The organism is Aquabacterium sp. J223 (genome assembly GCF_024666615.1).
GTDB lineage: Bacteria > Pseudomonadota > Gammaproteobacteria > Burkholderiales > Burkholderiaceae_C > J223.
The window spans coordinates 1,114,650-1,140,574 of sequence record NZ_CP088297.1 but is presented as its reverse complement, the minus strand read 5'-3'; the positions used below and the strand labels follow the sequence as shown (position 1 = coordinate 1,140,574).

24 protein-coding genes and 2 pseudogenes are annotated in these 25,925 nt (G+C 71.5%); 4 read left to right on the top strand and 22 right to left on the bottom strand.

Features of this window, described 5'->3' with window-relative positions:
* Positions 1-63: 63 nt before the first annotated feature.
* From LRS07_RS05545 to LRS07_RS05515, 7 genes and pseudogenes are all read right to left on the bottom strand, one after another.
* Positions 64-825 carry a hypothetical protein gene (locus LRS07_RS05545; RefSeq protein ID WP_260500981.1) on the bottom strand — a complete coding sequence of 254 codons (762 nt, stop codon included), beginning with the start codon at positions 823-825 and terminating at the stop codon, positions 64-66.
* On the bottom strand, positions 822-1,832 hold the full coding sequence (locus LRS07_RS05540; RefSeq protein WP_260500980.1) for a hypothetical protein: 1,011 nt from the start codon (positions 1,830-1,832) through the stop codon (positions 822-824). The genes LRS07_RS05545 and LRS07_RS05540 overlap by 4 nt, the downstream gene beginning before the upstream one ends.
* A 160-nt stretch (positions 1,833-1,992) precedes the next feature.
* Positions 1,993-2,727, bottom strand: a complete 735-nt coding sequence (locus LRS07_RS05535) for an amino acid ABC transporter ATP-binding protein (protein ID WP_260500979.1) — start codon at positions 2,725-2,727, stop codon at positions 1,993-1,995.
* Between the two features lie 11 nt (positions 2,728-2,738).
* Positions 2,739-3,404 (bottom strand): amino acid ABC transporter permease, encoded by a 666-nt coding sequence (locus tag LRS07_RS05530; RefSeq protein ID WP_260500978.1) that lies wholly within the window; start codon positions 3,402-3,404, stop codon positions 2,739-2,741.
* Positions 3,404-4,114 (bottom strand): amino acid ABC transporter permease, encoded by a 711-nt coding sequence (locus tag LRS07_RS05525; RefSeq protein ID WP_260500977.1) that lies wholly within the window; start codon positions 4,112-4,114, stop codon positions 3,404-3,406. Before LRS07_RS05525 ends, LRS07_RS05530 begins: the two co-directional genes overlap by 1 nt.
* Positions 4,115-4,294: 180 nt before the next feature.
* Positions 4,295-5,197 (bottom strand): amino acid ABC transporter substrate-binding protein, encoded by a 903-nt coding sequence (locus LRS07_RS05520; protein WP_260500976.1) that lies wholly within the window; start codon positions 5,195-5,197, stop codon positions 4,295-4,297.
* A 101-nt stretch (positions 5,198-5,298) separates the two neighbouring features.
* A pseudogene (locus tag LRS07_RS05515) lies at positions 5,299-6,214 on the bottom strand (LysR substrate-binding domain-containing protein).
* 157 nt (positions 6,215-6,371) lie between these two features.
* On the opposite strand from LRS07_RS05515, the gene LRS07_RS05510 reads away from it, so the two are divergent.
* Positions 6,372-7,031, top strand: coding sequence for a PEP-CTERM sorting domain-containing protein (locus LRS07_RS05510; RefSeq protein WP_260500975.1), 660 nt, complete (start codon positions 6,372-6,374; stop codon positions 7,029-7,031).
* A gap of 20 nt (positions 7,032-7,051) precedes the next feature.
* Here LRS07_RS05510 and LRS07_RS05505 read toward each other — a convergent pair whose 3' ends face one another.
* Together LRS07_RS05505 and LRS07_RS05500 are read right to left on the bottom strand one after the other, a co-directional pair.
* A complete protein-coding gene (locus tag LRS07_RS05505) occupies positions 7,052-8,887 on the bottom strand; it encodes an ABCB family ABC transporter ATP-binding protein/permease (RefSeq protein ID WP_260500974.1) in 1,836 nt (611 codons plus the stop codon).
* 7 nt (positions 8,888-8,894) lie between these two features.
* On the bottom strand, positions 8,895-9,857 hold the full coding sequence (locus LRS07_RS05500; RefSeq protein ID WP_260500973.1) for a class I SAM-dependent methyltransferase: 963 nt from the start codon (positions 9,855-9,857) through the stop codon (positions 8,895-8,897).
* Between the two features lie 35 nt (positions 9,858-9,892).
* On the opposite strand from LRS07_RS05500, the gene LRS07_RS05495 reads away from it, so the two are divergent.
* Positions 9,893-10,333 (top strand): acyl-CoA thioesterase, encoded by a 441-nt coding sequence (locus LRS07_RS05495; RefSeq protein ID WP_409450603.1) that lies wholly within the window; start codon positions 9,893-9,895, stop codon positions 10,331-10,333.
* 11 nt (positions 10,334-10,344) lie between these two features.
* On the opposite strand, the gene LRS07_RS05490 is transcribed toward LRS07_RS05495, so the two are convergent.
* The 9 genes and pseudogenes from LRS07_RS05490 to LRS07_RS05450 form a co-directional block, all read right to left on the bottom strand.
* Positions 10,345-11,106: an enoyl-CoA hydratase gene (locus tag LRS07_RS05490; RefSeq protein WP_260500972.1), complete on the bottom strand. Its 762-nt coding sequence runs from the start codon at positions 11,104-11,106 to the stop codon at positions 10,345-10,347.
* Positions 11,103-12,020, bottom strand: a complete 918-nt coding sequence (locus LRS07_RS05485; RefSeq protein ID WP_260500971.1) for an alpha/beta hydrolase family protein — start codon at positions 12,018-12,020, stop codon at positions 11,103-11,105. Before LRS07_RS05485 ends, LRS07_RS05490 begins: the two co-directional genes overlap by 4 nt.
* A 12-nt stretch (positions 12,021-12,032) precedes the next feature.
* Complete coding sequence (locus LRS07_RS05480) at positions 12,033-13,232, bottom strand: acetyl-CoA C-acyltransferase (RefSeq protein WP_260500970.1); 1,200 nt, start codon at positions 13,230-13,232, stop codon at positions 12,033-12,035.
* Between the two features lie 20 nt (positions 13,233-13,252).
* Positions 13,253-15,661 (bottom strand): 3-hydroxyacyl-CoA dehydrogenase NAD-binding domain-containing protein, encoded by a 2,409-nt coding sequence (locus tag LRS07_RS05475; RefSeq protein ID WP_260500969.1) that lies wholly within the window; start codon positions 15,659-15,661, stop codon positions 13,253-13,255.
* A 35-nt stretch (positions 15,662-15,696) separates the two neighbouring features.
* Complete coding sequence (locus LRS07_RS05470) at positions 15,697-16,143, bottom strand: DUF2147 domain-containing protein (protein WP_260500968.1); 447 nt, start codon at positions 16,141-16,143, stop codon at positions 15,697-15,699.
* Positions 16,143-17,933 (bottom strand): acyl-CoA dehydrogenase C-terminal domain-containing protein, encoded by a 1,791-nt coding sequence (locus tag LRS07_RS05465; protein WP_260500967.1) that lies wholly within the window; start codon positions 17,931-17,933, stop codon positions 16,143-16,145. Before LRS07_RS05465 ends, LRS07_RS05470 begins: the two co-directional genes overlap by 1 nt.
* Before the next feature lie 48 nt (positions 17,934-17,981).
* On the bottom strand, positions 17,982-18,689 hold the full coding sequence (locus tag LRS07_RS05460; protein WP_260500966.1) for a TetR/AcrR family transcriptional regulator: 708 nt from the start codon (positions 18,687-18,689) through the stop codon (positions 17,982-17,984).
* Between the two features lie 70 nt (positions 18,690-18,759).
* Positions 18,760-19,710: an FHA domain-containing protein gene (locus tag LRS07_RS05455; RefSeq protein ID WP_260500965.1), complete on the bottom strand. Its 951-nt coding sequence runs from the start codon at positions 19,708-19,710 to the stop codon at positions 18,760-18,762.
* Between the two features lie 802 nt (positions 19,711-20,512).
* Positions 20,513-20,824: pseudogene (locus LRS07_RS05450) on the bottom strand (trypsin-like peptidase domain-containing protein); the annotation flags it as partial.
* A 465-nt stretch (positions 20,825-21,289) separates the two neighbouring features.
* On the opposite strand from LRS07_RS05450, the gene LRS07_RS05445 reads away from it, so the two are divergent.
* Together LRS07_RS05445 and LRS07_RS05440 are read left to right on the top strand one after the other, a co-directional pair.
* Entirely contained in the window at positions 21,290-21,847 is a 558-nt protein-coding gene (locus LRS07_RS05445) for an HNH endonuclease (RefSeq protein ID WP_260502047.1), read from the top strand.
* 150 nt (positions 21,848-21,997) lie between these two features.
* On the top strand, positions 21,998-22,456 hold the full coding sequence (locus LRS07_RS05440; RefSeq protein ID WP_260500964.1) for an outer membrane lipoprotein: 459 nt from the start codon (positions 21,998-22,000) through the stop codon (positions 22,454-22,456).
* A 132-nt stretch (positions 22,457-22,588) separates the two neighbouring features.
* Here LRS07_RS05440 and LRS07_RS05435 read toward each other — a convergent pair whose 3' ends face one another.
* Genes LRS07_RS05435 through LRS07_RS05420 form a run of 4 tightly spaced genes read right to left on the bottom strand, consistent with a single transcriptional unit; the run spans position 22,589 to position 25,905 of the window.
* Complete coding sequence (locus tag LRS07_RS05435; RefSeq protein WP_260500963.1) at positions 22,589-23,299, bottom strand: ABC transporter ATP-binding protein; 711 nt, start codon at positions 23,297-23,299, stop codon at positions 22,589-22,591.
* Entirely contained in the window at positions 23,292-24,053 is a 762-nt protein-coding gene (locus LRS07_RS05430) for an ABC transporter ATP-binding protein (protein ID WP_260500962.1), read from the bottom strand. Before LRS07_RS05430 ends, LRS07_RS05435 begins: the two co-directional genes overlap by 8 nt.
* Positions 24,050-25,048, bottom strand: a complete 999-nt coding sequence (locus LRS07_RS05425; protein ID WP_260500961.1) for a branched-chain amino acid ABC transporter permease — start codon at positions 25,046-25,048, stop codon at positions 24,050-24,052. Before LRS07_RS05425 ends, LRS07_RS05430 begins: the two co-directional genes overlap by 4 nt.
* Entirely contained in the window at positions 25,045-25,905 is an 861-nt protein-coding gene (locus LRS07_RS05420) for a branched-chain amino acid ABC transporter permease (protein WP_260500960.1), read from the bottom strand. The genes LRS07_RS05425 and LRS07_RS05420 overlap by 4 nt, the downstream gene beginning before the upstream one ends.
* Between the last annotated feature and the right edge of the window lie 20 nt (positions 25,906-25,925).

Genomic DNA, 25,925 nt, shown 5'->3' with positions numbered 1-25,925 from the left:
GGGTGATTCGGTCACGGTGAACGGACCTGGCATGCGGCCCGGGCGCCGGGAGCGGCGCCGGCGTCAGTCGAACCGACGTTCCAGCGTCAACACGGCACGCTCGCGGCGCCAGGTGGGCTGCGCCACGCTGCCGAACGGCAGCCCGGCGCGGGCCAGGGCCGCGGCCTGGCTGGCGCCGACGTCCAGGCGCTCGAGCGACAGCCGGGCACGCCAGCCGGGCGCCAGGCGGCGGCTCAGTTCCAGGCCGACGCCGCGCGCCGTGCCGCTGCGCAGGTGGGCGTCGTCGAAGGCGGCGCCGTCGAACCGGACGCGCAGGCGCCCGCGGTCGCCCCAGGTCAGCCGCAGCACGCCGTCCCACGGCCCGCGCTGCCAGCCGGCGCCAAGGTCCAGCCGGCCTTGCTGCAGCCGCTCGTCCAGGCCCAGCGCGCCGGCGGTGCCCTGGATGCGGCGGTCGAAGACCTCCCATTGCACGCCGGCCTCGGCACGCCAGGCGGCGGGCTGCCAGACCAGCCGGCTTTCCAGCCCCAGGGCACCGGTGGCGGTGCGGCTGGCGACGGGCTGGCCGGCCTGGGTGCGGCCGTCGTAGTCGGCTCGGCTGTGCCAGCCCGACAGGCGTCCCGCGAGCGCCCAGTGCTCGGCCAGCCGGTGGTGCAAGGCCACGCCCAGCACCGGCGCGACGCCGGATTCGCGCACCAGGCGGGCGCCGCTGGGCGACGTCTCTTCCAGCGTGTGGGCCTGCAGCCCGGCCTCCAGCCGCCAGTCGGCGGCGGTGCCCGAGCACGCCGCGCAGGCGAGCAGGCCGGCGGCACAGAGTCGCCGGATCAAAGCAGCGCGTCGAACTGCGCCCAGGTCAGGTCCGAGGTGGTGTCGGTGCCGCTGTCGCCGCTGTGGTCGATGTCCAGGCGCAGGCCGGTGGGCGTGACGGTGACCGCAACGCTCCTGCCGGCGGCGCCGAGGATGCGGCCAGCGCCCGAGGCGGGCCGGGCAGCACCGGCCGGCGTGACCAGCGGCTGCGTGGTGGACGCCGACCAGGCGACCCCTTGGCCCAGGCGCTCGAAGTTGCCGGTTGCGGCATAGGAGAAGGTCTCCGCGGTCTGGCCGTTGGACGCCGTGATCACCGCACGGTAGGTGTAGTCGGTGAGCGTGCGTTGCGACCGCAGGTTGTCGTTGACCAGGCGGGTGTAGGTCAGGCCGGAGCTCGTGGCATCGATGACCGTCTGGCTGCCGGCCCGGTCGTCGAAGCTCAGCCGCAGCGGCCCGCTGAGGCGATCGACCCGGGTGCCGCGGGACAACGTCAGGTTGGTCAGCGTGCCGTCGGCGACGAACAATGTCGGGTTGGCATTGGCCTGGACGATGGTCAGCGCCATGCTGCCGCTGACCTGGCCGATGTCGAACTCGAAGCAGTCGTTGAAGGTGATGTTCAGGGTGTCGCCGGGGCTGGCGCTGTTGACCAATGCCTGGTTGCCGGTCACCGAGATGCTGCCGACTGTGCACTCGACGAGGCGGTCGACCGTGACGCCGACCACGACGGACGCGCCGCCTTGCGCCGCCGCAAGCCGCAACAACGCGGGCAGGCGGCGCCAGGCACTGGGCTGCGCTGAGGTCGTGGCCTGCACCTCCACGCCGGTGAGCAGCGTGGCACTGCCGCCCGCCGCGCCGGCCGTTCCGGCGTCGACCGCCTCGGCGGTCAGGCCGCCGGCGTTGCCGGACGTGATGGTGATGGCGCCGGCGGGCACCGCCGGGGTCGACGACGCGGGCGCCGCGGTACCGCCATCGCCACCGCCCCCGCAACCCGCCAGCGCCGACAAGGCGACGGTCAGCGCTGCCGTCACGTGCCGATGGTCCCGATGCTGCATCCCGTCCCCCTCGCCATGAGGCGCCGAGTATCGGATCGGCGCCGCGGGGGTCCTCTCCTCCAGATGGCGGAACCGGGCGGAGGGGTCGGGCCTTCGCGGGCGACGGGGGCCTGGGCCGGCCGCCGCGACGTTCCGCTCAGTGCTGCAGGATCTTGGAGAGGAAGTCCTTGGCACGCGGCGAGCGGGCGTCGGCGTTGCCGAAGAACTCGTCGCGGGTGCAGTCCTCGACGACCTTGCCGGCGTCCATGAAGATGACGCGGTGGCTCACCTTGCGGGCGAAGCCCATCTCGTGGGTGACGACCATCATCGTCATGCCCTCCTTGGCGAGCAGCACCATCACGTCGAGCACCTCGCCCACCATCTCCGGGTCGAGCGCCGACGTCGGCTCGTCGAACAGCATGACCACGGGGTCCATGCTCAGCGCGCGGGCGATGGCCACCCGCTGCTGCTGGCCGCCGGACAGCTGTCCGGGGAACTTGTCCTTGTGCGCCATCAGCCCCACCCGGTCGAGCATCTTCAGGCCGCGCCGCACCGCGTCGTCCTTGCTGCGGTTGAGCACCTTCACCTGCGCCAGCGTCAGGTTCTCGGTCACCGTGAGGTGGGGGAAGAGCTCGAAGTGCTGGAACACCATGCCCACCCGCGAGCGCAGCTTGGGCAGGTCGGTCTTCGGGTCGGCGATGCTGATGCCGTCGACCACGATGTCGCCCTTCTGGAAGGGCTCCAGCGCGTTGACGGTCTTGATCAGCGTCGACTTGCCGGAGCCCGACGGGCCGCAGACGACCACCACCTCGCCCTTGCGGATGCTGGTGCTGCAGTCGGTCAGCACCTGGAAGCTGCCGTACCACTTGGAGACGTTCTTGATGTCGATCATGGCGTGATGCTTCAGCGGACGATGGCGATCTTCTTCTGCAGCTGCTTGACGACGCTGGACAGCGCGAAGCAGATGACGAAATAGACGACGGCGGCGAGCAGGTAGGCCTCGATCGGCCGGCCGTTGTTCTTGCCGGCGATCTCGAACCCCTTGAGCATGTCGTAGGCACCGATGGCGTAGACCAGCGAGGTGTCCTGGAACAGGATGATGGTCTGCGTCAGCAGCACCGGCAGCATGTTGCGGAAGGCCTGCGGCAGGATGACGTAGCGCATGTTCTGGCCGTAGGTCAGCCCCACCGCCTGGCCGGCGAAGACCTGGCCGCGCGGGATGGACTGGATGCCCGCGCGCATGATCTCCGAGTAGTAGGCCGCCTCGAACAGAGTGAAGGTGATCAGGGCCGACAGCTCGGCACCGATCGGCCGGCCGATGAGCAGCGGCACCAGCAGGTAGAACCAGAGGATCACCATCACCAGCGGGATGGAGCGCATGCCGTTGACGTAGACCGTCGCCGGGATGGCGAGGACCGGCGAGCCGGACAGCCGCATCAGCGCCAGCACCGTGCCGAGCAGGATGCCGCCGATCATGGCCGTCAGCGTCAGCTGCACGCTGAAGGCCAGACCCTTGAGCACGTAGCTGGCGATCAGGTCCCAGGTGTAGAAGCCGAAGTCGAGGTTCATCACTTGCCGCCTCCGACGTACCCCGGCACCCGCACCCGGCTTTCGATGAACCCCATGATGCGGTTGACCACGAAGGCGCTGACCATGTAGAGCGTGGTCACCGCCAGGTAGACCTCGATGCCGCGCGACGTCTCCTCCTGCGCCTGCAGGGCGAAGAGCGTCAGCTCGGACACCGACACCGCGAAGGCCACCGAGGAGTTCTTGATGATGTTCATCGCCTCGCTGGTCAGCGGCGGCAGCACCAGCCGGAAGGCCATCGGCAGCACGACGAAGCGGTAGCTCTGCGGCAGCGTCAGGCCCATGGCCTGGGCCGCCATCATCTGCCCGCGCGGCAGGCTCTGGATGCCCGCCCTCACCTGCTCGGCCACCCGTGCCGAGGTGAAGAAGCCGAGCGCGAAGATGACCAGCACCACGCTGGGCAGCTGCTTCATCGCCGGCACCAGCGCCGGGATGACGTGGTACCAGAGGAAGATCTGGACCAGCAGCGGGATGTTGCGGAACAGCTCCACCCAGGCCGTGGCCAGGCCGCGGACGACCGGCCGTGGCACGGTGCGCAGCGTGCCGACCAGCGCGCCGGCGAAGAAGGCGACGATCCAGGCGAACACCGCCACGGTGAGGGTCCAGCCCCAGGCCGAGAGCATCCAGTCCAGGTAGGTCTGGTCGGCCCCCGTGTCCTGCAGGAAGACCTGCCAGTTCCATTGGTAGCTCATCGTGTGCGTGCGGTGTCGTGGTCCATCGGGAACGGCGGGTTGACCGGGGCCGGCGAAAGCCAGAACCGTGCCGCAGTCGACCGCGTCGGGGGCCGCCGTGTCAACCGGGATGGCCCGGCTGGCCGGGCAAAGAAAACCCACCCCGGCGGGGTGGGTCGGGGGCCGGCCGGCGCCGGGGGCCTACTTGCGGTAGTCCTCGGCCGGCTTGTCGTTGGGGTTGGCGATGGCGTTCTTCAGCGACGCCGTCATCGCCATGTTCACCGCCACGTTGCGCGGCGGGATGGGCTGGGTGAACCACTTGTTGTAGAGCCGCTCGATCTCGCCGCTCTTCATCATGCCGATCACCGCGTCGTCGACCACCTTCTTGAAGGCGGGGTCGTCCTTGCGGTACATGATGGCGATCGGCTCCTCCGACAGCGTCTCGCCGACGATGCGGAAGTCGGCCGGCGTCTTCGCGTTGACGATGTTGCCGGCCAGGATGTTGTCGTCCATCACGAAGGCGTCGGCGCGGCCGGACTCCAGCAGCAGGAAGCTGTCCGCGTGGTCCTTGCCGAACACCTCGTCGAAGTTCACGCCGTTGGCGCGCTCGTGCTTGCGCAGCACCTGGACGGAGGTGGTGCCGGTGGTGGTGGCCACCTTCTTGCCGTTGAGCTGCGAGATCGAGGTGATGCCGGAATTGACCTTCACGGCGATGCGCACGTTGGTCACGTAGGTGGTCGGCGCGAACGCCACCTGCTGCTGGCGGGTGGCGTTGTTGGTGGTGGAGCCGCACTCCAGGTCGATGGTGCCGTTGGTCAACAGCGGGATGCGGTTCTGCGAGGTCACGAGCGTGTACTCGGTGGCCAGGTTGGGCAGCTTGAGGTTGGCCTTCACCGCGTCGGCGATGCGGTTGCAGACCTCGACGTGGTAACCGGTGTAGCGGCCCTCGCCCAGCGTGTAGGCCAGCGGCGCCGACGAATCACGGGTGCCGATGACGATCTTGCCGGCGCCGCGCACCTTGGCCAGCGTGTCGTTGGCCTGGGCATGGACGGTGGCGGCCGCGGCCGTGGCGGCCAGCAGGACAAAAGCGGACTTGAGCTTCATGGAGAAGGCACTCCTTCAGAGGGAAAAAGCATTCTAGGCAGCGGACTGAACCACGGCCTTCGTGCAAACCGCAGGCCAGCATGCGGCCCGCGCCGCGCCCCTCAGCCGGAGGCCAGCAGGTCCCACAGCGCCTGCGCCGCCGGCTTGGCGTGGCGGCTGCCCTGGGGCCGTTCACGGTACAGCCGGATCTCCATCGCCAGCCGCCAGTCCTCGTCCTCGGTCGCCGGCAGCAGCCGGCCGGCGCGGCGCTCCTTGCGCACCGAGCTCGCGGGCAGGAAGGCCAGGCCCAGCCCCTCCAGGGCCATGGCCTTCAGGCCCTCGGCCATGTCGGTTTCGTAGATGGCCTCCAGCGGCGGCGCCTCGGTGGACTGGCGCAGCAGCTGAGCCACCAGGCCGCCGAGGTAGGCGCCCTCGGCGTAGGCCAGGAAGGGGATGCGCCGCCCGGCCGGCGACGGCAGCCGGTACAGCGGCTGCCCGTCCTCGCCGGCACCGGAGTACGGCGCCAGCGACTCATGGCCCAGGCTCAGCATCTCGTAGCGCTCGGGCGGCAGCTGCAGCGGCTGCCAGGGGGTGGTGGTAGGCGATCAGCAGGTCGCAGCCGCCCTCGGTGAGCCGCAGCACCGCGTCGTGCACGTTGAGCGCGATCAGCCGCGTCTTCAGCGTGGCCAGCCGCTGGCGCAGCTCCATCACCCAATGCGGGAAGAAGGTGAAGGCCAGGGTGTGCGGCACCGCGATGTGCACCATGTCCTGCGCACCGGGTTGGTGGGCGCGGGCCTGTTGGCGCGCACCCTGCACCAGACCGAGGATTTCGACCGCCTGCGCGTGCAGCATCTCGCCCGCGGCGGTCAGGCGGGTCGGGTAGACCGACCGGTCCACCAGGTCGACGCCGGCCCAGGCCTCCAGCGCCTGGATGCGGCGGGAGAACGCCGGCTGGGTGACATGGCGCAGCTGCGCCGAACGCGAGAAGCTGCGGGTCTCGGCCAGGCTGACGAAGTCTTCCAGCCACTTGGTTTCCACGGCGGGCAGTGTAGCCACGCGCCTGCCGGCGCCGGCCGGGCGCGCCCCCTCCCCCGCGGGTGGAGGGGGATGTCCCCGACACGGAGGGGATGGACAGGCGGCCCGGCGCCGCGTGCCGCCCTACAGTCCAGGCCAACCACGAACAGGGATGGGCACCATGCCGACTCTCAACCGTCTGCTGGCCGCCGCGGCGGCCCTCGCGCTGTCCGCGCCGGCGCTGTCGATCACGCTGAATTTCGAAGGCATCGGACACCAGGTGCGGCCGCTGGGCTTCTACGACGCGGGCGCTGCGTCCAACGGCTCCATCGGGCCGGACCACGGCGCCGTCTTCGACAACGAGGCGCTGGTGCTGACGCGCGGCGCCTACGAGAACGCGCCCTCGCCCAACGGCGTGCTGACGCTGTTCCAGGACCTGGAGGACAGCCTCGTGCTGGCCACGCTGTCGATCGACGGCGGCTTCGTCGGCGAGTTCAGCGGCTTCTACTCCGCCACCTCCGCCGGCCAGATCTCGGTCTTCGGCGCCGGCGGGCCGAACACGCCGGCGCTGGGCACCTGGCAGGTCGCCAGCACCAACGGCGGGGACTGCCCCGCCGGCACGCAGCCCTACCGCTGCTGGAAGCCGTTCTCGATCTCGCTGGCCGGCCAGGTCGGCTACTCGGTGGTGTTCTCCGGCATCGAGCTGGAGTCGCTGTACGACGACATCACCTACACGCCCTACGTGCCGACGGCACCGATCCCCGAGCCCGGCACCTGGGCGCTGATGGCCGCGGGCCTGGCCGGCTTGGCCGGCGCCGCCCGCCGCCGTCGCAACGCCTGACCGGCAGCGGCCGACGCCGGTCAGGCCGGCGCCGCCTCCTGCTCGGCGCTGGCCTGCAGGCGCCACATCTCGGCGTAGCGGCCGCCGGCGGCCAGCAGGTCGGCATGGCGACCGCGCTCGACGATGCGCCCGCCGTCCATGACCAGGATCTCGTGCGCATCGACCACCGTGCTCAGCCGGTGGGCGATGACCAGCGCCGTCTTGCCCTCGGCAGCGGACCGCAGCTCGGCCTGGATGGCGCGCTCGTTGGCCGAATCCAGCGCCGAGGTGGCCTCGTCGAAGACCAGCACCGGCGGGTTCTTCAGCAGCGTGCGCGCGATGGCCACCCGCTGCTTCTCGCCGCCGGACAGCTTCAGGCCCCGTTCACCGACCATCGTCGCGTAGCCGGCGGGCGTCGAGGCGATGAAGTCGTGGATGCGCGCCGCGCGGGCCGCCGCCTCCACCTCGGCAGGGCCCGCCCCCGGCCGTCCGTAGGCGATGTTGTAGGCCACCGTGTCGTTGAACAGCACCGTGTCCTGCGGCACGATGCCGATGGCCCGGCGCAGGCTGTCCTGGGTGACGCGGCGGATGTCCTGCCCGTCGATCTCGACGGCGCCGCCGCTCACGTCGTAGAAGCGGAACAGCAGCCGCGCCAGCGTCGACTTGCCGGCGCCGGACGGCCCCACCACCGCCACCGTCCGGCCGGCGGGGATTTCGAAGTCCAGGTCGTGCAGGATGGGCCGCGACGGCTCGTAGCCGAAGCTCACATGGCGGAAGCGCACCGCGCCGCCCGTCACCCGCAGCGCCACAGCGTCGGGCGCGTCGGCCACCTCGCGCTCGCGCTCGAGCAGGCCGAACATCTTGTCCAGGTCGGTCAGCGACTGCTTGATCTCGCGGTAGATCACGCCGAGGAAGTTCAGCGGGATGTACAGCTGGATCATGAAGGCGTTGATCATCACCAGGTCGCCCAGGCTCATGCGCCCCTCCACCACGCCGGTGGTGGCGCGCCACAGCATGGCCACCAGCGCCAGCGCGATGAGCAGCTGCTGGCCGGTGTTCAGCAGCGACAGGGTGCGCTGCGACTGCAGCGCCGCGCGGCGCAGACGCTCCAGGCTCTCGTCGTAGCGGCCGGCCTCGAACGCCTCGTTGTTGAAGTACTTGACCGTCTCGTAGTTCAGCAGCGAGTCGATGGCGCGGGTGTGCGCCTTCGAGTCCAGCTCGTTCATCTGCCGGCGGAACTTGGTGCGCCATTCGGTGATGCCGACGGTGAAGGCGATGTAGACCACCAGCGCCGCCAGCACGATGAGCGCGTAGCCGGCATCGAACCGGGTGCCCAGCAGCGCCAGCACCAGGCCGACCTCGATGAAGGTGGGCAGGATGCTGTAGAGCGAGTACGACACCAGCGAGTGCACCGCGCGCGTGCCGCGCTCGATGTCGCGTGTCATGCCGCCGGTCTGGCGCTCGAGGTGGAAACGCAGGCTGAGCGCATGCAAGTGGCGGAAGGCCTGCAGCGAGATGCTGCGCGCCGCGCCCTCGGTGGCCTTGGCGAAGACCAGCTCGCGCAGCTCGGTGAACAGCGACGTGGACAGCCGCAGCAGGCCGTAGGCGACCAGCAGCCCCACCGGCACCACCAGCAGCGCCCGCGGGTCACCGGCCTTCACGTCCAGCGCGTCGACCAGCGACTTCAGCAGCAGCGGCACGCCGACGTTGGCCACCTTGGCGCCGACCAGGAAGGCCAGCGCCAGCACCACCCGCCAGCGGTACTGCCACAGGTAGGGCAGCAGCCGGGACAGGGTGCGGATGTCGGAGCGGGGCGGCGCCGACCCGGTGCCGCCGCTGGGCGCCGGCTCGGCCTGCGCCGCGGCCATCGATCTCATCGTGTGTTCAACCCCGCTTCTGCAGCACCAGGTGCCGGTAGCCGATCAGCCCCAGCGCCACCGTGCTGCGCATCAGGCAGCCGGCCAGCACGTTGCGGCCGCGCATCTCGGGCCGGCGGGCCAGGGCGCGGCGGCCCAGCCAGGGCCAGCGGATCACCGCGCTGGTGAGGCGCTCCAGGCGCCGCAGGCTGGGCATCACCTGCGCGTCCAGCGCGTCGACGCGGCGCGGCTCGAACCCCGCGGCGCGCGCCTGCGCCAGCACGTCGTCCAGCCACTGCAGGCGCTCGACCGCCATGCCCTTGGCCACCAGCACCACCGCCAGCGCCTCCTCGGAGGTGAGCTGCTGCACCGGCCGCGGCAGGTAGCCGTCGAAGAGGGTCAGCGCGCCGCCCGGGCGCAGCACCCGCGCCGCCTCGGCCAGCGCGCCCGGCAGGTCGCTGGCATGGCACATCGCCTCGATGCAGAACAGCTGGTCGAAGCGGCCGTCGTCGAACGGCAGCGCCTGGTAGTCGCCCAGCTGGAGCTGCACGTTGGCCAGGCCCTGCGCCTGCAGGCGGTCGCCGGCCAGGCGCACATGGGCCGGCGTGAGGTCCACGCCGTGGAAGCGCACCTGCGGATGGCGGGGCGCCAGCCAGGCGAGGTTGAAGCCCTGGCCGAAGGCCAGCTCCAGCACGTCGCGCACCGGTGTCGGCGCGGTCGCCCAGTCGGCCTCGATGCGGCGCAGCTGGCCGTAGAAGCCGTCGGGGTCGAAGCGGTCGCCGTCGTTCAGCGCCATGTGCACCGCGCCGTCGGCCGAGTGGTACTTGCGGTACGCGTCCTGGCAGGCGTCGTAGTACTCGACCACCTGCTGCGTGCTGGTGCGCTCGGCGGCCAGCGCGTCGACGGGGAACACGCGCTGCAGCTTGCGCAGCTGTCGCCGCAGGGCGGCGCGGTCGGCCTCGGCCGGCGATACAGTGGCAAACAGGGGCATGCGGCATTGTCGCCGCGCCGCCCACCAGGAGCACCATGCCATCGCCAGCGCCGCCGCGGCCCACCGCCGTGCTCTCGCCGCACACCCTGCCGGACAGCAGCGAGCTCGTGCTGCGGGTGATGCCCATGCCGGCCGACGCCAACGTCAACGGCGACATCTTCGGCGGCTGGATCATGGCGCAGGTGGACCTCGCCGGCTCGGTGCTGCCGGCCCGCATCGCCAAGGGCCGCATCGCCACCGTCGCCGTCAACCAGTTCGTCTTCAAGCAGCCGGTGTCGGTGGGCGACCTGCTGAGCTTCTACGCCGAGGTGGTGCGCGTCGGCCGCACCTCGGTCACCGTGCGGGTGGAGGTCTGGGCCGAGCGCAACCCGGCCGACCTGCAGGTGGTGAAGGTGACCGAGGCCAACCTCACCTACGTCGCCATCGACGACCACGGACAGCCGCGGCCGCTGCCGGCGCCGCCGTCGGGCGCCTGAACCGGCGGCCTTCAGAACCGGCTGAAGTCCGGCCGCCGCTTCTGGAAGAAGGCGGTGAAGGCCTCCCGCGCCTCGGGCGAGGTCAGCCGCTCGCCGAAGACCTGGGCCTCGGCCTCGATGACGGCGGGCAGCCGCTCGGTGAGCGCGGCACGCATCAGCCGCTTGGTGGCGCGCACCGCGCCGGGCGGCAGCTGGTTGAAGCGCTCGGCGATGCGGCGCGCGTGGGCCAGCACCTCGCCGGGCGGCAGCACCGCGTTGGCCAGGCCCAGGTCCACCGCCTCCTGCGCCGACATCGGCTCGCCCAGCAGCAGCTTCTCCGCCGCCTTGGCGCCGCCCATCAGCCGCGGCACCAGCAGGCTGGCGCCGAACTCCGGCACCAGGCCCAGGCTGACGAAGGGCATCTGCAGCCGCGCCTCGTCGGAGACGTAGACGAAGTCGCAGTGCAGCAGCATCGTGGTGCCGATGCCGATGGCCGTGCCGGTGACGGCGGCCACCACCGGCTTGTCGAAGTGCGCCAGCGTGCGCATGAAGCGGAAGACCGAGCGCTCGCCGCCCTGCGGCGGCCGCTGCATGAAGTCCTCCAGGTCGTTGCCGGCGGTGAAGACGCCGGGCTGGCCGCCGATCAGCACCGCGCGCACCGCGCCATCGGCGGCGGCCGCTTCCAGGCCGTCGGCCAGACCGGCGTACATGGCGTCGGTGAGCGCGTTCTTCTTCTCGGGACGGGCGATCTCGAGCGTGGCGACGCCGTCGACGGTGCCGGTGCGGATGGTCATGACAGGGTCTCCTGGGGGTGATCGGAAGCGCCGGCGGCCAGCCAGCCGGCCACCTGCGGCCACAGCGTGGCGGCGAAGCGCGGCCGGAAGAAGCCGAAGTGGCCGATGCGGCGTTCGCCGATGTCGGCCGGCGCGATGCGCCGCATCTCCCGCGCCGCGCCGGCGTAGATGGCGTGCAGCCGCTCCGTGCCGCGGGCGGACATGTACTCGTCGTCGGTGAAGCTCAGGGACAGCAGCGGCCGGGCGATGCGGGCGTAGCGCGCGCTGCGGTGCGCGGTGTCCTCGCTCATCAGGTAGTCGGGCTGCAGGCACCAGCGGCGCCACTGCGCCATCACGCCGGCCGGCAGGTCGCCGATCTTGCGCAGCCGCCGGCCGGGAAAGTAGCCACAGCAGCGCAGCGCCAGCGGCACCACGACGAACCACATCCAGCCGACCAGCCAGCGCACCCGCGCCGCGTTGAGCCGCCAGTAGCCGGTGCCCACCGCGATGGTGACGATGCGGTCCACCCGCTCGTGCCGGGGCACCAGGCCGACGATCTGGCCGCCCAGGCTGTGGCCGATCCAGTGCAGCGGCCGGCCGGCGGGCAGCCGGGCGGCCAGCGCGTCCAGCGCGGCGGCGGCGTCCTGCTCGGCCCAGGTGTCCACGTCGGCCCGCAGGCCGCGCAGCGAATGGCGGAAGGCCTCGGGCCGCGAGGCGCCGATGCCGCGGTAGTCGAAGGTCAGCACCGCGAAACCCTGCGCCGCCAGCCAGGCGGCGAAGTCGGCGTAGAAACGCTGCGGCACGCCCATCGCCGGCGCCAGCAGCACGCCGGCGCGGGCGCCGGCCGGGTCGCCGTGGAGCCGGCCCTGCAGCACGAAGCCGTCGGCCGCGGTCAGCGCCAGCGCCTGTCCCGTCATCGCCCGGCCCTTGCCCATGGCGGGTGGCGGCTACAGCGCCTCGAAGATGCCGGCCGCGCCCTGGCCGGTGCCCACGCACATCGTCAGCATGCCGTAGCGCTGCTTGTGGCGGCGCAGGCCGTGGATGACGGTGGCCGAGCGCACCGCGCCGGTGGCGCCCAGCGGGTGGCCGCGGGCGATGGCGCCGCCCAGCGGGTTGAGCTTGCTGGTGTCCAGCCCCACGGTGTTGATCACCGCCAGCGCCTGCGCGGCGAAGGCCTCGTTCAGCTCGATCCAGCCGAGGTCGTCCTTCGACAGGCCGGCCGCCTTCAGCGCCGCGGGGATGGCTTCGATCGGGCCGATGCCCATGATCTCCGGCGGCACGCCCTTGTTGGCGTAGCTGACGAAACGCGCCAGCGGCGTCAGGCCGAAGGTCTTGAGCGCCTTCTCGCTGACCAGGATGAGGCAGCCGGCGCCGTCGGAGGTCTGCGAGCTGTTGCCCGCCGTCACCGAGCCCTTGGCGGCGAACACCGGCTTCAGCTTGGCCAGGCCCTCGAGCGAGGTGTCGCGGCGCGGGCCCTCGTCGACGCTGACGGTGCGGCGGGTCTCGGTCACCGTGCCGTCGGCCAGGTTGGGCGAGCGGTCGACCACCTCCACCGGCGTGATCTCGTCGTTGTACTCGCCGCTGTCGATGGCCTTCAGCGCCTTCTGGTGCGAGGCCAGTGCGAACTCGTCCTGCGCCTCGCGGCTGACCTTCCACTGCTGCGCCACCTTCTCGGCGGTCAGGCCCATGCCGTAGGCGATGCCGATGTTCTCGTCGCGCTCGAAGATGCGCGGGTTGAAGGAGGGCTTGTTGCCGCTCATCGGCACCATGCTCATGCTCTCGACGCCGGCGGCGATCATCACGTCGGCCTCGCCGACGCGGATGCGGTCGGCCGCCATCTGCACCGCGGTCAGGCCCGAGGCGCAGAAGCGGTTGACCGTCACCCCGCCCACGGTGCTGGGCAGGCCGGCCAGCAGCATGCCGATGCGGGCGATGTTCAGGCCCTGCTCGCCTTCGGGCATGGCGCAGCCGACCACCGCGTCCTCGATGGCCTTCGGGTCCAACCCCGGCACCGCCTTCAGCGCGCCCTGCACGGCGGCGACCAGCAGGTCGTCCGGCCGGGTGTTGCGGAAGTAGCCACGGCCCGACTTGCCGATCGGCGTGCGGGTGGCGGCGACGATGTAGGCCTCTTGAATCTGCTTGCTCATGATGGTGTCCTTGTCGTCGCTCAGTTCCTGACGGGCTTGCCGGTCTGCAGGAAGCCCATGATCCGTTCCTGGGTCTTCGGGTGCTCCAGCAGGCCGCAGAAGCGCTGCCGCTCCAGCGCCATCAGGTACTCCTCGGTGACCAGCGAGCCGGCGTCGACGTCGCCGCCGCACACCACCTCGGCGATGAGGCTGGCGATGTGGAAGTCGTGCGCGCTGACGAAGCCGCCGTCGCGCAGGTTGACCAGCTGGCCCTTGATGGTGGCGATGGCCGACCGGCCGGCCACCGGGAAGGGCCTGGCCAGCGGCGGCCGCCAGCCGGAGGCGGCCATCGCCTTGGCCTGCTCGATGGCGACGAACAGCAGCTCGTCCTTGTGCGGCACGATGACGTCGCCCTCGACCAGGTAGCCCAGCGCCTGGCTCTCCAGCGCGCTGGTGCCGACCTTGGCCATGGCCGCGTTCTGGAAGCCCTCGCGCAGGAAGGGCAGCAGGTCGGCGCCGGCCTTGCCGGCGTTCGCCATCTCGGCCGCGCGGCGGGCGATGTAGGCCAGGCCGCCGCCGCCGGGGATGAGGCCCACGCCCACCTCCACCAGGCCCATGTAGCTTTCCATCGCGGCCACGCGCCGCGCGGCGTGCACCGCCAGCTCGCAGCCGCCGCCGAGCGCCATGCCGCGGACGGCGGCCACCACCGGCACGGTGGCGTAGCGGAGGCGCAGCATGGCGTCCTGGAGCTTCTTCTCCTCCGGCGCGATGGCCTTGGCGCCGCCGGCCATGAAGGCCGGCAGCATGGCCTGCAGGTCGGCACCGGCCGAGAACGGCTCGTCGCCCGACCAGATGACCACGCCGTCGTGCTCGCGCTCGGCCAGCGCCACCGCCTTGGTCAGCCCTTCGATGACGCCCGGGCCGATGGCGTGCATCTTGGTCTTGATCGACACGATGACCACCGCCGGGTCCAGCGTCCACAGCCGCACCGAGTCGTCCTCGTGGACCGTGGTGCCGGCCTTGGCCGGATCGACCGCCCCCGAGCCGGCGACGTCCTGGCGGAAGGGCTGGCGGCGGTAGACGGGCAGGTCGTTCTGCGGCACGAAGGCCTGGCGCGCGGGCGACCAGGAGCCGTCCTTCGTGTGCACGCCGCCCGCCTCGGCCACCGGGCCGCTGGTCACCCAGGCCGGCAGCGGCGCGGTGGACAGCGCCTTGCCGGCGGCGATGTCGTCGGCGATCCACTGCGCCACCTGCGTCCAGCCCGCCTGCTGCCAGATCTCGAACGGGCCCTGCGCCGCGCCGAAGCCCCAGCGCATGGCGAAGTCGACGTCGCGGGCGGTGTCGGCGATCGATTCCAGGTGCACCGCGGCGTAGTGGAAGCCGTCGCGCAGGATGGCCCACAGGAACTGCGCCTGCGGGTTGCCCGATTCGCGCAGCAGCTTCAGCCGCTCGGCCACCGGCTTCTTCAGGATGCGGCCGACGATCTCGTCGGCCTTGCCGCCGGCCGGCACGTAGTCGCCTTGTCCTCCATTGGCGGCGGGGTCGAGCCGCAGGATGTCCTTGCCCACCTTCTTGAAGAAGCCGGCGCCGGTCTTCTGGCCGAGGGCGCCCTTCTCCATCAGCCCGGCCAGCACCTTGGGCGTGCCGTACATCGGGAAGAACGGGTCGTCCTGCAGGTTGTCCTGCAGCGTCCTGATGACGTGGGCCATGGTGTCCAGGCCGACCACGTCCGCGGTGCGGAAGGTGCCCGAGCTGGCCCGGCCCAGCTTCTTGCCGGTGAGGTCGTCGACCACGTCGTAGGTCAGGCCGAACTTCTCGGCCTCCACCATCGTCGCCAGCATGCCGGCGATGCCGATGCGGTTGGCGATGAAGTTGGGCGTGTCCTTGGCGCGCAGCACGCTCTTGCCGAGGCCCGTGGTGACGAAGGTCTCCAGCTGGTCGAGGATCTGCGGCTGCGTGTCGGGCGTCGGGATCAGCTCCACCAGCGACATGTAGCGCGGCGGGTTGAAGAAGTGCACGCCGCAGAAGCGCGGGCGCAGCGCCTCGGGGAGCGCGTTGGACAGCGCGGTGATCGACAGGCCCGAGGTGTTGGACGCCAGGATGGCGTGCGGCGCGACGTGCGCGGCGATCCGCTCGTAGAGGTCGCGCTTCCAGTCCATGCGTTCGGCGATGGCCTCGATCACCAGGTCGCACTGGCCGAGCAGCGACAGGTGCTCCTCGTAGTTGGCGGGCTGGATCAGCGCGGCGTCCTCGGGCAGGCCCAGCGGCGCCGGCTTCAGCTTCTTCAGGCCCTCGATGGCCTTGAGGGCGATCGCGCTCTTGGGGCCTTCCTTGGCGGGCAGGTCGAACAGCACCACCGGCACGCGGACGTTGACGAGGTGGGCGGCGATCTGCGCGCCCATGACGCCGGCGCCGAGCACGGCGACCTTGCGGATGACGAATCGGGACATGGGTTCTCCGGTGGATCGTGGGTCGGGTGGCGCCGTCACTCGACGCGCTGCCAGGTCTGGGTGCGGCCGAGCATCGGGGTGCCGATGTAGCCGCGCACCTCCAGCCGCTGGCCGCCGTCGATGGGCTTCAGGCGCACACGATAGGTCCTGCCGTTCTCCGGGTCCAGGATCTCGCCGCCGGACCAGGCCATCGCGTCACCGGCGTCCTGCCTGACGCCGCGCACGATCTGCAGGCCGGTCACCGGCTGGCCCTTGCGGTCGTCGGCGCAGTTTCCGCACACCGGGTTCGGCGTGGACGGGTTGAACAGCCGCTCGATGCGGGCCGACAGCACGCCGCCGGCCTCGCTCACCCGCACCAGCGCCTTTTCCTTGCCGCTGGCGTCGTCGATCGTCTTCCACAGGCCGACCGGGGTGGTCTGGGCGGCGGCGGCGCCGGCACCCAGCCACGCCACGGCGGCGAGCAGCAGGCTGAGGGCACGCATCAGAACAGCGCCTCGTCCATCGCCATCAGCGGCTTCAGGCCGGCCCGGCAGCTGCGGATGAGCGACGCCGTCTCCGGCAGCAGCTTGGCGAAGTAGAAGCGCGCGGTGTGCAGCTTGGCGGTGTAGAACGGGTCGCCGCTGCCTTCCTTCTCCAGCGCCACCTTGGCCATGCGGGCGAAGAAGTAGGCGAACACCAGGTGGCCGACCACCCGCAGGTAGTCCACCGCCGCGGCGCCCACCTCGTCGGCGTTGCCGAAGGCCTTCATGCCCACCTCGGTGGTCAGCTTGGTGACCTTGTCGCCCAGGTCGGCCAGCGGGTTGATGAACTCCTGCATCGCCTCGTTGACGCCCTCCTCCTCGACGAAGGCGGCGATCTGCTTGCCGAAGGCCTTCAGCTTGGCGCCGTTGTCGGCCAGGACCTTGCGGCCGAGCAGGTCCAGCGACTGGATGGTGTTGGTGCCCTCGTAGATCATGTTGATCCGGGCGTCGCGCACGTACTGCTCCATCCCCCACTCGCGGATGTAGCCGTGGCCGCCGAACACCTGCTGGCAGTTCGTGGTCGCGATCCAGGCGTTGTCGGTGATGAAGGCCTTGACGATGGGGGTGAGCAGGGCCACCTCGTCGGCGGCGTCCTTGCGCCGCTGTTCGTCGGCCGACGACACCTCCTGGTCGAGCAGCAGCGCGGTGTGGATGCACAGCGCCCGCGCGCCTTCGGCATAGGCCCGCGCGGTGAGCAGCATGCGGCGCACGTCCGGGTGCACGATGATGGGATCGGCCGGCTTGTCGGGCGCCTTCGGGCCGGACAGCGCGCGCATCTGCAGCCGGTCCTTGGCGTAGGCCACCGCGTTCTGGTAGGCCACCTCGGTCAGGCCGAGCGACTGCATGCCCACGCCCAGGCGGGCGGCGTTCATCATCACGAACATGGCCTGCAGGCCCTTGTGCGGCTGGCCGACCAGCGTGCCCACCGCGTTCTCCAGCGTGAGCTGGGCGGTGGCGTTGCCGTGGATGCCCATCTTGTGCTCGAGGCCGGTGCAGAAGATGCCGTTGCGCGCGCCCAGGCTGCCGTCGGCATTGACGCTGAACTTGGGCACCACGAACAGCGAGATGCCCTTGCTGCCGGCCGGCGCGTCGGGCAGGCGGGCCAGCACCAGGTGCACGATGTTCGCCGCCAGGTCGTGCTCGCCGGCGGAGATGAAGATCTTGTTGCCGGTGATGCGGTAGGTGCCGTCCGGCTGCGGCTCGGCCTTGGTGCGCAGCAGGCCGAGGTCGGTGCCGCAATGCGGCTCGGTCAGGCACATGGTGCCGGTCCATTCACCGCTGGTCAGCTTGGGCAGGTAGGTCGCCTTCTGCTCGTCGGTGCCGTGGGCGTGCAGCGCCTCGTAGGCGCCGTGCGACAGGCCGGGGTACATGGTCCAGGCCTGGTTGGCCGAGTTCAGCATCTCGTAGAAGCACTGGTTCACCACCAGCGGCAGGCCCTGCCCGCCGTAGGCCGGATCGCAGCCCAGCGCCGGCCAGCCGCCTTCGACGTACTTCGCGTAGGCTTCCTTGAAGCCCTTCGGCGCGGTCACCTCGTGGGTCTTCGCGTCCAGCGTGCAGCCCTCCTCGTCGCCCGACCGGTTGAGCGGGAACAGCACCTCGGCGGCGAACTTGCCGCCCTCCTCCAGCACCGCGTTGATGGTCTCGGCGTCGATGTCCGCATGGGCCGGCAGGGCCTTCAGCGTCTCGGTGGCGTTGAACAGCTCGTGCAGGACGAACTGCATGTCGCGCAGCGGCGGGTTGTACTGGGGCATGGTGGGTCTCCCGACGGGAACGAGTGTGAAGAGGGGTGGTGAGGCGGTTCAGCGGGCCACGGCGCGGTCGGCCCGCCGCGTGCTTCGGACGGCGGTCACCTCGGCCGCCACCCGGTGGCGCGACAGCACGTTCTCGAAGCCGGCCCGGGCGCGCTGAGGCGCCTCGGGGTGGCGCAGGAAGCGGGCGTCGTGGTGGAGGGCCAGCACCAGCCCGTGCAGCTCGAACAGCAGCTGCAGCGGGTCGGTGTCGGCGCGCAGGTGGCCCTCGTCGATGGCCAGGCGGATCGCCCGCTCCATCGCCGACTGCCAGGCGCTGACCATGCCGGCCAGCGCGTCGCGCACCGGGCCCGGCCGGTCGTCGAACTCGACCGCGCCGCTGATGTAGATGCAGCCGGAGTCGATCTCCTCCGACACCTTGTGCACCCAGCGCTGGAACAGCGCGGTCAGCCGCGGCAGGCCGCGCGGCTGGTCCAGCGCGGGGAAGAAGACCTCGCGCTCGAAGCGGTCGTGGTACTCGCGGATGACGGCGATCTGCAGGTCCTCGCGGGAGCCGAAGTGGGCGAAGACACCCGATTTGCTCATGCCGCAGACCTCGGCCAGCGCGCCGATGGACAGGCCCTCCAGCCCGACCTGCGCGGCCAGCGACAGCGCCCCGTCGAGGATGGTGGCGCGCGTCTGCTGGCCCTTCTGCAGCGCGCGCTGGGCGGCCGTCTGCGCGGGTTTGCGCGAGGGCGCCGAAGGGTGGGAGGCAGGCACGGCGGGCAGAAAAAAGAAACGAACGATCGTTCTATTCTGCACACGACGGCGACCCCCGGGCAAGTCTTTTTTAGGGCTCGTCCTCCACCTCGGCGGGCAGTTGCCGCGCCAGCGACTTCTGCAGCGCCGGCAGTTCGTCGAGCAGCGCGTCCGGCGGCAGCGCCGGCGCCAGCCGGAACGCCGGCGGCGGCAGCACCGACAGGTAGAGCTGGTCGAAGATGCGGTCGCTGCGCTGGTGGTTCAGCGTCGCCACCACCGCGCCGGCGATGAGCAGGCAGCCGCCCACGCCGGCGGCCAGCACGGTGCGCTTGAGCGGCACCACCCGCAGGGCGTGGGCGTAGACGGTGGCCCCGACGATGGTGGCCAGCAGCGCCGGCGTGATGCGGGCGATCCAGGGCCAGGCCAGCGCGTAGGCCAGCACCGGCAGCAACAGGTCGGCCAGCGCCAGCACCAGCGCGCCGCGGCAGACCAGCGCCAGGTGCGGCACCAGCACGAACCGGCGCTGCAGCAGCCGCGAGCTGAAGGCCCACAGCGCCGCCCAGGCCAGCAGCCCGAGCGGCAGCGCCAGCGCCGGCACCAGCCAGTCGCGCAGGCCGGCGCCGGGGTCCAGCGCCACCGCGTGCTGCGCCAGCACCAGCGCCCACAGCGCCAGGCCGGCCGCCAGCGTCGGCCACCATCGCACCCCTTCGGGGGCCAGGGCCAGCGAGCGTTCCGGCTCCACCGCGTCGCCGGGCATTCGCAGCCTCAGACGCAGGCCGCCGAGGTCGAAGGCCCGGTTCGGGCCCGAGTCCAGCGCCACCGTCTCGCCCGGCATCAGCGTGCGCCGGTCCCACTGCACGCCGTTGCGGGTGGCCCCGACGGTGAGCCAGGGCACGCCGTCCTCGCCCAGGTCCAGGCTGGCGTGCTGCTCCGCGACGTGCGGGTCGTCGAGCACCAGGTCGCAGTCGAAGCCGCGGCCGATGCGCCACGGCCAGGCGCGCACCGGCTCGCAACGGCGCACCTGGCCGTCGCGGTCCAGCACCTCGATCAGCGCGAGTCGCGACCGGCCGGGGGTTGAGGGTCTGCGGCGATGGGCGCCATCCGATGCCGTTGAGGTAGTGCGCGGCCAGCCGCCGCGCGTTGGCCGCGCTCACGCCCTGCGCGTCGAAGCGCGCCTGCACGCCGGCGGTGGACTGGTCCACCGTGGCCACCAGCAGGGCGAGGTCGTAGAGCCCCGGCAGCCGCTTGTGCGCGCGCAGGCACATCACCGCGCGCAGCGGCACGCCGCGGTCGATGAAGCGCTCGCTGCACTGCGGCGCGGTCAGCCAGGCCGTCTTCTGGCCGAAGTACTCGTTGGCGAAGCCGGCGGAGTAGCGCTGGGCGAAGCGCAGCGCGCCCAGGCGCCGGCCGTCCAGCGCCTCGTAGCGCGTGGCCAGGAAGGCGGTGCCGAAGCCGCGGCCGACGTAGACCCGGGCGTCCATCTCGCAGTCCGAGCGCTCGAACTCCAGGCCGACCGCATCGGGGCTGCTGCCGCGGCCCCAGCAGCGCAGGAAGTCCTCGGCCGGCAGCGGCAGGCGGTACAGCGGGTGGCGGGCGTCGCGCCAGCGGCGGGCGATGAAGGCGTCGGTCAGCGCCTGCTGGTGCGCGGTCAGCTGCTCGGTGACCTCGCCCCAGGCCGGCAGCGCCAGCGGCGCCCGGTCGCGGCCGCGTTCCAGCAGCGCCTGGGCGAAGCCCGCGGGCACGAGGAAGCTGACCAGCGCGCCGTCGCGCCGGGTGGCGACGTTGACGCCGATGACGCGGCCGCGTTCGTCGAGCGCCGGACCACCGCTCATGCCGCCGCTCAACGCCCCGCCGAAGAAGATGGTCGGCACGAAGCTGCGCGCGGCCAGGCCGTTGTAGGCGCCCTCGGTGACGGCGAAGCCGACGTCCAGCGGGTTGCCCAGCGCGTGCAGCCGCTCGCCACGCGCCAGCGGCAGCGCCGGCGGCCGGAACGGCAGCGCGCCGCGGCCACTCAACGCGCCGGACTGGGCCGGCCGCAGCAGTGCCAGGTCGTGCACCACGTCGATGTCGACCAGCTCCAGGTCGCCCTGGCTGCCGTCGGCGGTGGCGTAGACCAGCCGGTAGCGCTGCGGCTGCAGCGCGTAGTCGCTGACCACGTGCCAGTTGCTGATCAGGTGGCCCTGCTCGCTGACCAGGAACCCGGAGCCGACCGAGGCCTGGCTGTCCTGGCCCTTGAGCAGCGTGCGCACCTGCACCAGCCGCGGCCGCGCCGCCTCGAACGCCCGCTGGCCGGACGGCGATGGTTCCGGCACCGGGGCGGCGCTGGCGGGCGGGCCGGCGGCCTCGGGCGCCGAGGCCGCGGCCGGCACCGCGGGTGCGGGCGCGGCGCGCTGCGCGCGGGCGGCGATGGGCACCAGGCCGGTCAGCAGCAGCACCACCCCCAAAACCAGCGACCACCGCGCGCGACGGCCGCACCCCGGCCCCCGCGACGGCGGTGCGTCAGCCCGAGCGTTGTGGTGGGTCACCGTCGTCCGCTATCCTTGGTGCAGCCGGCAGGCGACTTGCAGGCAGCGTGCCGGCACCCTCCACCGTCTCTCGACGAGAAGGACACGTGTCGCGCCATGGACGTGCTGCAGCTCGATGTCTCCGGCCGACCGCAGGCCTGGCTCAACGCCAGGGAAGCGGCGGCACTCTACGCCAGCGACGGCGTCGCCTGGACGCTGGGGCGTCCGTTGCACGTGCTGCGCGGCGGCATCCAGCGCACCACCGGCCTGCAGTCGCGCATCGAGGTGCACCCCATCATCGCCGTGCGCGGCGCGGTGCCCAGCCGGGCCTGGCGGCAGGTGCCGACCATCACCAACACCAAGCTCTTCGTGCGCGACCGGCACCTGTGCGCCTACTGCGGCGGCCGCTTCGGCTTCGACACGCTGACCCGTGAGCACATCGTGCCGACGTCGCGCGGCGGCAAGGACAGCTGGATGAACTGCATCACGGCCTGCCGCTCCTGCAACGGCCGCAAGGGCAACCGCCTGCCCGAAGAGGCGCGCATGACGCTGATGTACCTGCCCTACGTGCCCAACCTGCACGAGGACATGATCCTGCGCGGCCGCCGCATCCTGGCCGACCAGATGGAGTTCCTGCTGGCAAGCGTGCCGCGGACGAGCCGCTTGCACGGTTGACCCCCGGCCGTAGGCGGCCGCCCCTGGCCGTCGTGGACGACCTGTCGCACGGGGACATCGGTCGCCTCACGCGGAAACCAACCGTTGACGCGGCGGTCCTAGACTGCTGGTCTGTCGTCCGTCGGCACGTGGCCGGCGTTGGAGTTCCCCATGAAGAAGCCGCTCATCCTCATTCCCCTGGTGCTGGCCCTGGCCGCCTGCTCCACCACCAGCCCCGACGTCGTGCAGCGCGGCGACGCGCAGCGGCTGTCCACCGTGCAGGACGCGACCGTGCTGTCGGTGCGGCCGGTGAAGGTCGACGGCACCCAGTCCGGCATCGGCGGCGCGGCCGGCGGCGTGGTCGGCGGCGTGGCCGGCTCGAGCGTCGGTGGTGGCCGCGGCGCGGTCGTCGGCACGGTGCTGGGCGCGGTGGCCGGCGCGGTGGCCGGCAACGCCATCGAACGCGGCACCACCACCGAGAACGCGCTGGAGATCCTGGTCCAGCTGCGCAACGGCGAGCGCCGCTCGATCATCCAGGCGCAGGGCCAGGAAACCTTCGCCACCGGCGACCCGGTGCTGCTGGTGACCACCGGCGGCAAGACGCGGGTCACGAAGGGCCCTCGGGGCTAGCGAACCCCTCCCGGTGGGGACCGGTCGCCGCGGGCGACCAGGGGCAGCGGTCTCGACAAGCGGGCCCAAGGCGATCCGGGTCTCCCGGTCGGCTTGGGTCCCCCGTGGGGGCGGCCGCCAGACGGCCGGGGGTCAATGTTTCGCCACCGCCAGGTGGCGCTCGAGCACCTCGGGGTTGCGCAGCAGCTCGGCGCTGTCGTCGGCGTGCACCACCAGGCCGCGGTCGAGCACGATGGCCTTCTGCGTGATGCCGAGGATGGCGCGCGGGTTCTGCTCGACGATGATGGCCGACAGGCCCTCCTCGCGCACCACGCGGGCGATGGCGCGCAGCAGTTCTTCCACGATGATGGGCGCCAGGCCTTCCAGCGGCTCGTCGAGCAGCAGCACCGACGGGTTGAGCACCAGGGCCCGGGCCACCGCCAGCATCTGCTGCTCGCCGCCGGAGAGCTGGTTGCCCATGTTCGAGCGCCGCTCCTGCAGCCGCGGGAACATCTCGTAGACGCGCTTGACGTTCCACGGCCCGGGCCGCGCGACGGCGGTGAGGTTCTCCTCCACCGTCAGCGACTTGAAGATGTTGCGCTCCTGCGGCACCCAGCCGATGCCGGCCTCGGCGCGCTTGAACGGCGCCACCGTGGACAGGTCCTGGCCGTTCAGCCGCACGCTGCCGCCGTGGCGGCGGGTGACGCCGACGATGCTGTTCATCAGCGTGGTCTTGCCGGTGCCGTTGCGGCCCAGCAGCGCGAGCGACTGGCCACGGTCCAGCGTGAAGCTGATGCCGTTGAGCACCACCGCCTCGCCGTAGCCGGCGCGCAGCTGGTCGACCTGCAGCAGGGCGTCAGCCATGGACCGCTCCTTCGCCCTGGCCGAGGTACACCGCCTTGACCCGCGGGTCGGTGGAGATGCTCTGCACGTCGCCGTCGGCGAACAGGCCGCCGTTGACCAGCACGGTCACCCGGCTGGCGAAGTTGAAGACCAGGTCCATGTCGTGTTCGATCAGCAGCACGCTGACGTCGGCCGGCAGCCGGGCCAGGCTGTCGAAGATCTCCTGGCGCTCGCCCTCCGGCACCCCGGCGGCCGGCTCGTCCAGCAGCAGCACCTTCGGCTCGCAGGCGATGGCCAGCGCGATTTCCAGCAGCCGGCGCTTGCCGTAGGCCAGCACCGAGGTGCGGATGTCCATCACGTCGAGCAGGTGGAACTCGCGCAGCAGGCGCTCGCAGTCCTCGGCCAGCTCGTCGTGCCGCCCCAGCGCCTTCCAGAACCGGCCCGACAGTCCCTTGCGGCGCGCGACGGTGAAGGCCACGGCCTCCAGCGGCGTCATCTCGCCGAAGAGCTGGTTGATCTGGAAGGTGCGCACCAGGCCGCGGTCGACCCGGCGGTGCGACGGCAGCTTGGTGATGTCCTCGCCCATCAGCGTGATCGAGCCGGAGGTCGGCTCCAGCACGCCGGTCAGCAGGTTGATCAGCGTGGTCTTGCCGGCGCCGTTGGGGCCGATGAGCGCGTGGCGGGCGCCGCGCTCGACGTTGATCGTGACGTCGTTGGTGGCGACCAGGCCGCCGAAGCGCTTGATCAGGTTCGTCGTCTGCAACACCGTGGTCATGCCCGTCCTCCCTTGCCGAACCAGCGGCGCGGCTGGAACAGCCGGTCGCGGCCGACCATCACCAGCACCACCAGGAACAGGCCGAGCCAGAAGGTCCAGTACTGCGGGGTCAGCGCCGAGATCACGTCGCGCAGCGCGGTGAAGGCGATGGCGCCGAAGATGCCGCCGTAGAGGTAGCCGGTGCCGCCGATGACCAGCATCAGCAGCACGTCGGCCGAGCGGTGGAAGTCGAGCACGTCCAGCGAGGCGAAGGCGGTGGTCTGCGCCAGCAGGGCGCCCGACGCACCGGCCAGCGCACCGCTGACCGCGTACACCGCGGCCAGCCGCGCGCTGACGTTGACGCCGATGGCGCCGGCGCGCAGCCGGTTGTCGCGCAGCGCCTTCAGCGAGGTGCCGAAGGGCGAGTGGACGATCTTGCGCGCCACCAGCAGCCCGATGATCAGCACCACCAGCGAGTAGGCGAAGCCGACCCGGCCCTGCAGGTCGAAGTCGAAGCGGCCGAGCAGCGGCCCCATCAGCACGCCCTGCAGGCCGTCGGCACCGCCGGTCAGCCAGTCGAGCCGGTTGGCCAGCTCGAACAGGATGGAGGCGACGCCCAGCGTCACCATCAGCCGGGTGAGGTCCGACCCGCGCAGCACCAGCACGCTGGTGATGAGGCCGAACAGGCCGCAGACGACGGTGGCCAGCACCAGGCCGACCAGCGGGTCGGGCATCACGTGCTTGGCGAACAGCGCGGCGAAGTAGGCGCCGAGGCCGAAGAAGGCCGCATGGCCCAGCGAGACGATGCCCGCGTAGCCGAGGATCAGGTCCAGCGACAGCGCGAACAGCGACAGGATGGCGATCTCGTTGAGCAGCGCCGCATGGCCCGGCAACAGGAACCAGGAGGCGACCGCCACCGCGAAGAGCGCGAACTCCCACCAGCGCCAGCGCGGCAGGGCGTGCAGCGACGCGCGGACGGCGGCAACGGACGACGACGTGGTCGTGGTGGTGTTCATCGGGCCACCTTCGCGCCGAAGAGGCCCTGCGGCCGGAAGACGAGGATCAGCACCATCAGGGTGTAGACGATGAAGGAGCCGAGCTTGGGCACGTAGTACTTGCCGGCGACGTCGGCGATGCCGAGCAGCAGCGCGGCCAGCAGCGGCCCGGTGATGGTCGTCGTGCCGCCGACGGACACCACGATGAGGAAATAGATCATGAACTTGAGCGGGAAGGTCGGGTCCAGGCCCAGCACCTCGGCGCCCAGCGCCCCGCCCAGTCCGGCCAACCCGGAGCCGACGGCGAAGGTGGTCAGGAACACCTGGTTCACGTTGATGCCCAGGCCCGACGCCACCCGCGGGTCGTCCACCGCCGCGCGCAGCCGGCTGCCGAAGCGGGTCTTCGACAGGATCAGCTGCAGCACCACCGTGAGCAGCGCGCACACCACGATGATGAAGAGGCGGTACTTGCCGACGCCGACGTCGGCCAGGTCGAAGCGGCCCTGCAGGAAGGCCGGCAGCTGCACGATCTGCTGCTGAGAGCCGATGAAGTAGTCGATCGCGGCCACCGCCATGAAGGTCAGGCCGATGGAGAACAGCACCTGGTCCAGGTGCGGCTTGGCGTACATCGGCCGGTACAGCGTGCGCTCCAGCAGCGCGCCGAGCAGCGCCGCCCCGATGAAGGCCAGCGGCAGCGTGGCCAGGAAGGGCAGGCCGGCCCGCTGCATCAGCAGCACGGTGATGTAGCCGCCCGCCATGGCGAAGGCGCCATGCGCGAGGTTGATGAAGTTCATCAACCCCATGGTCACGGCCAGCCCGACGGCGAGCACGAAGAGCAGCATGCCGTAGGCGATGCCGTCGAACAGGAGGGTCAGCATGGTGGTGTTTTTACATCAGC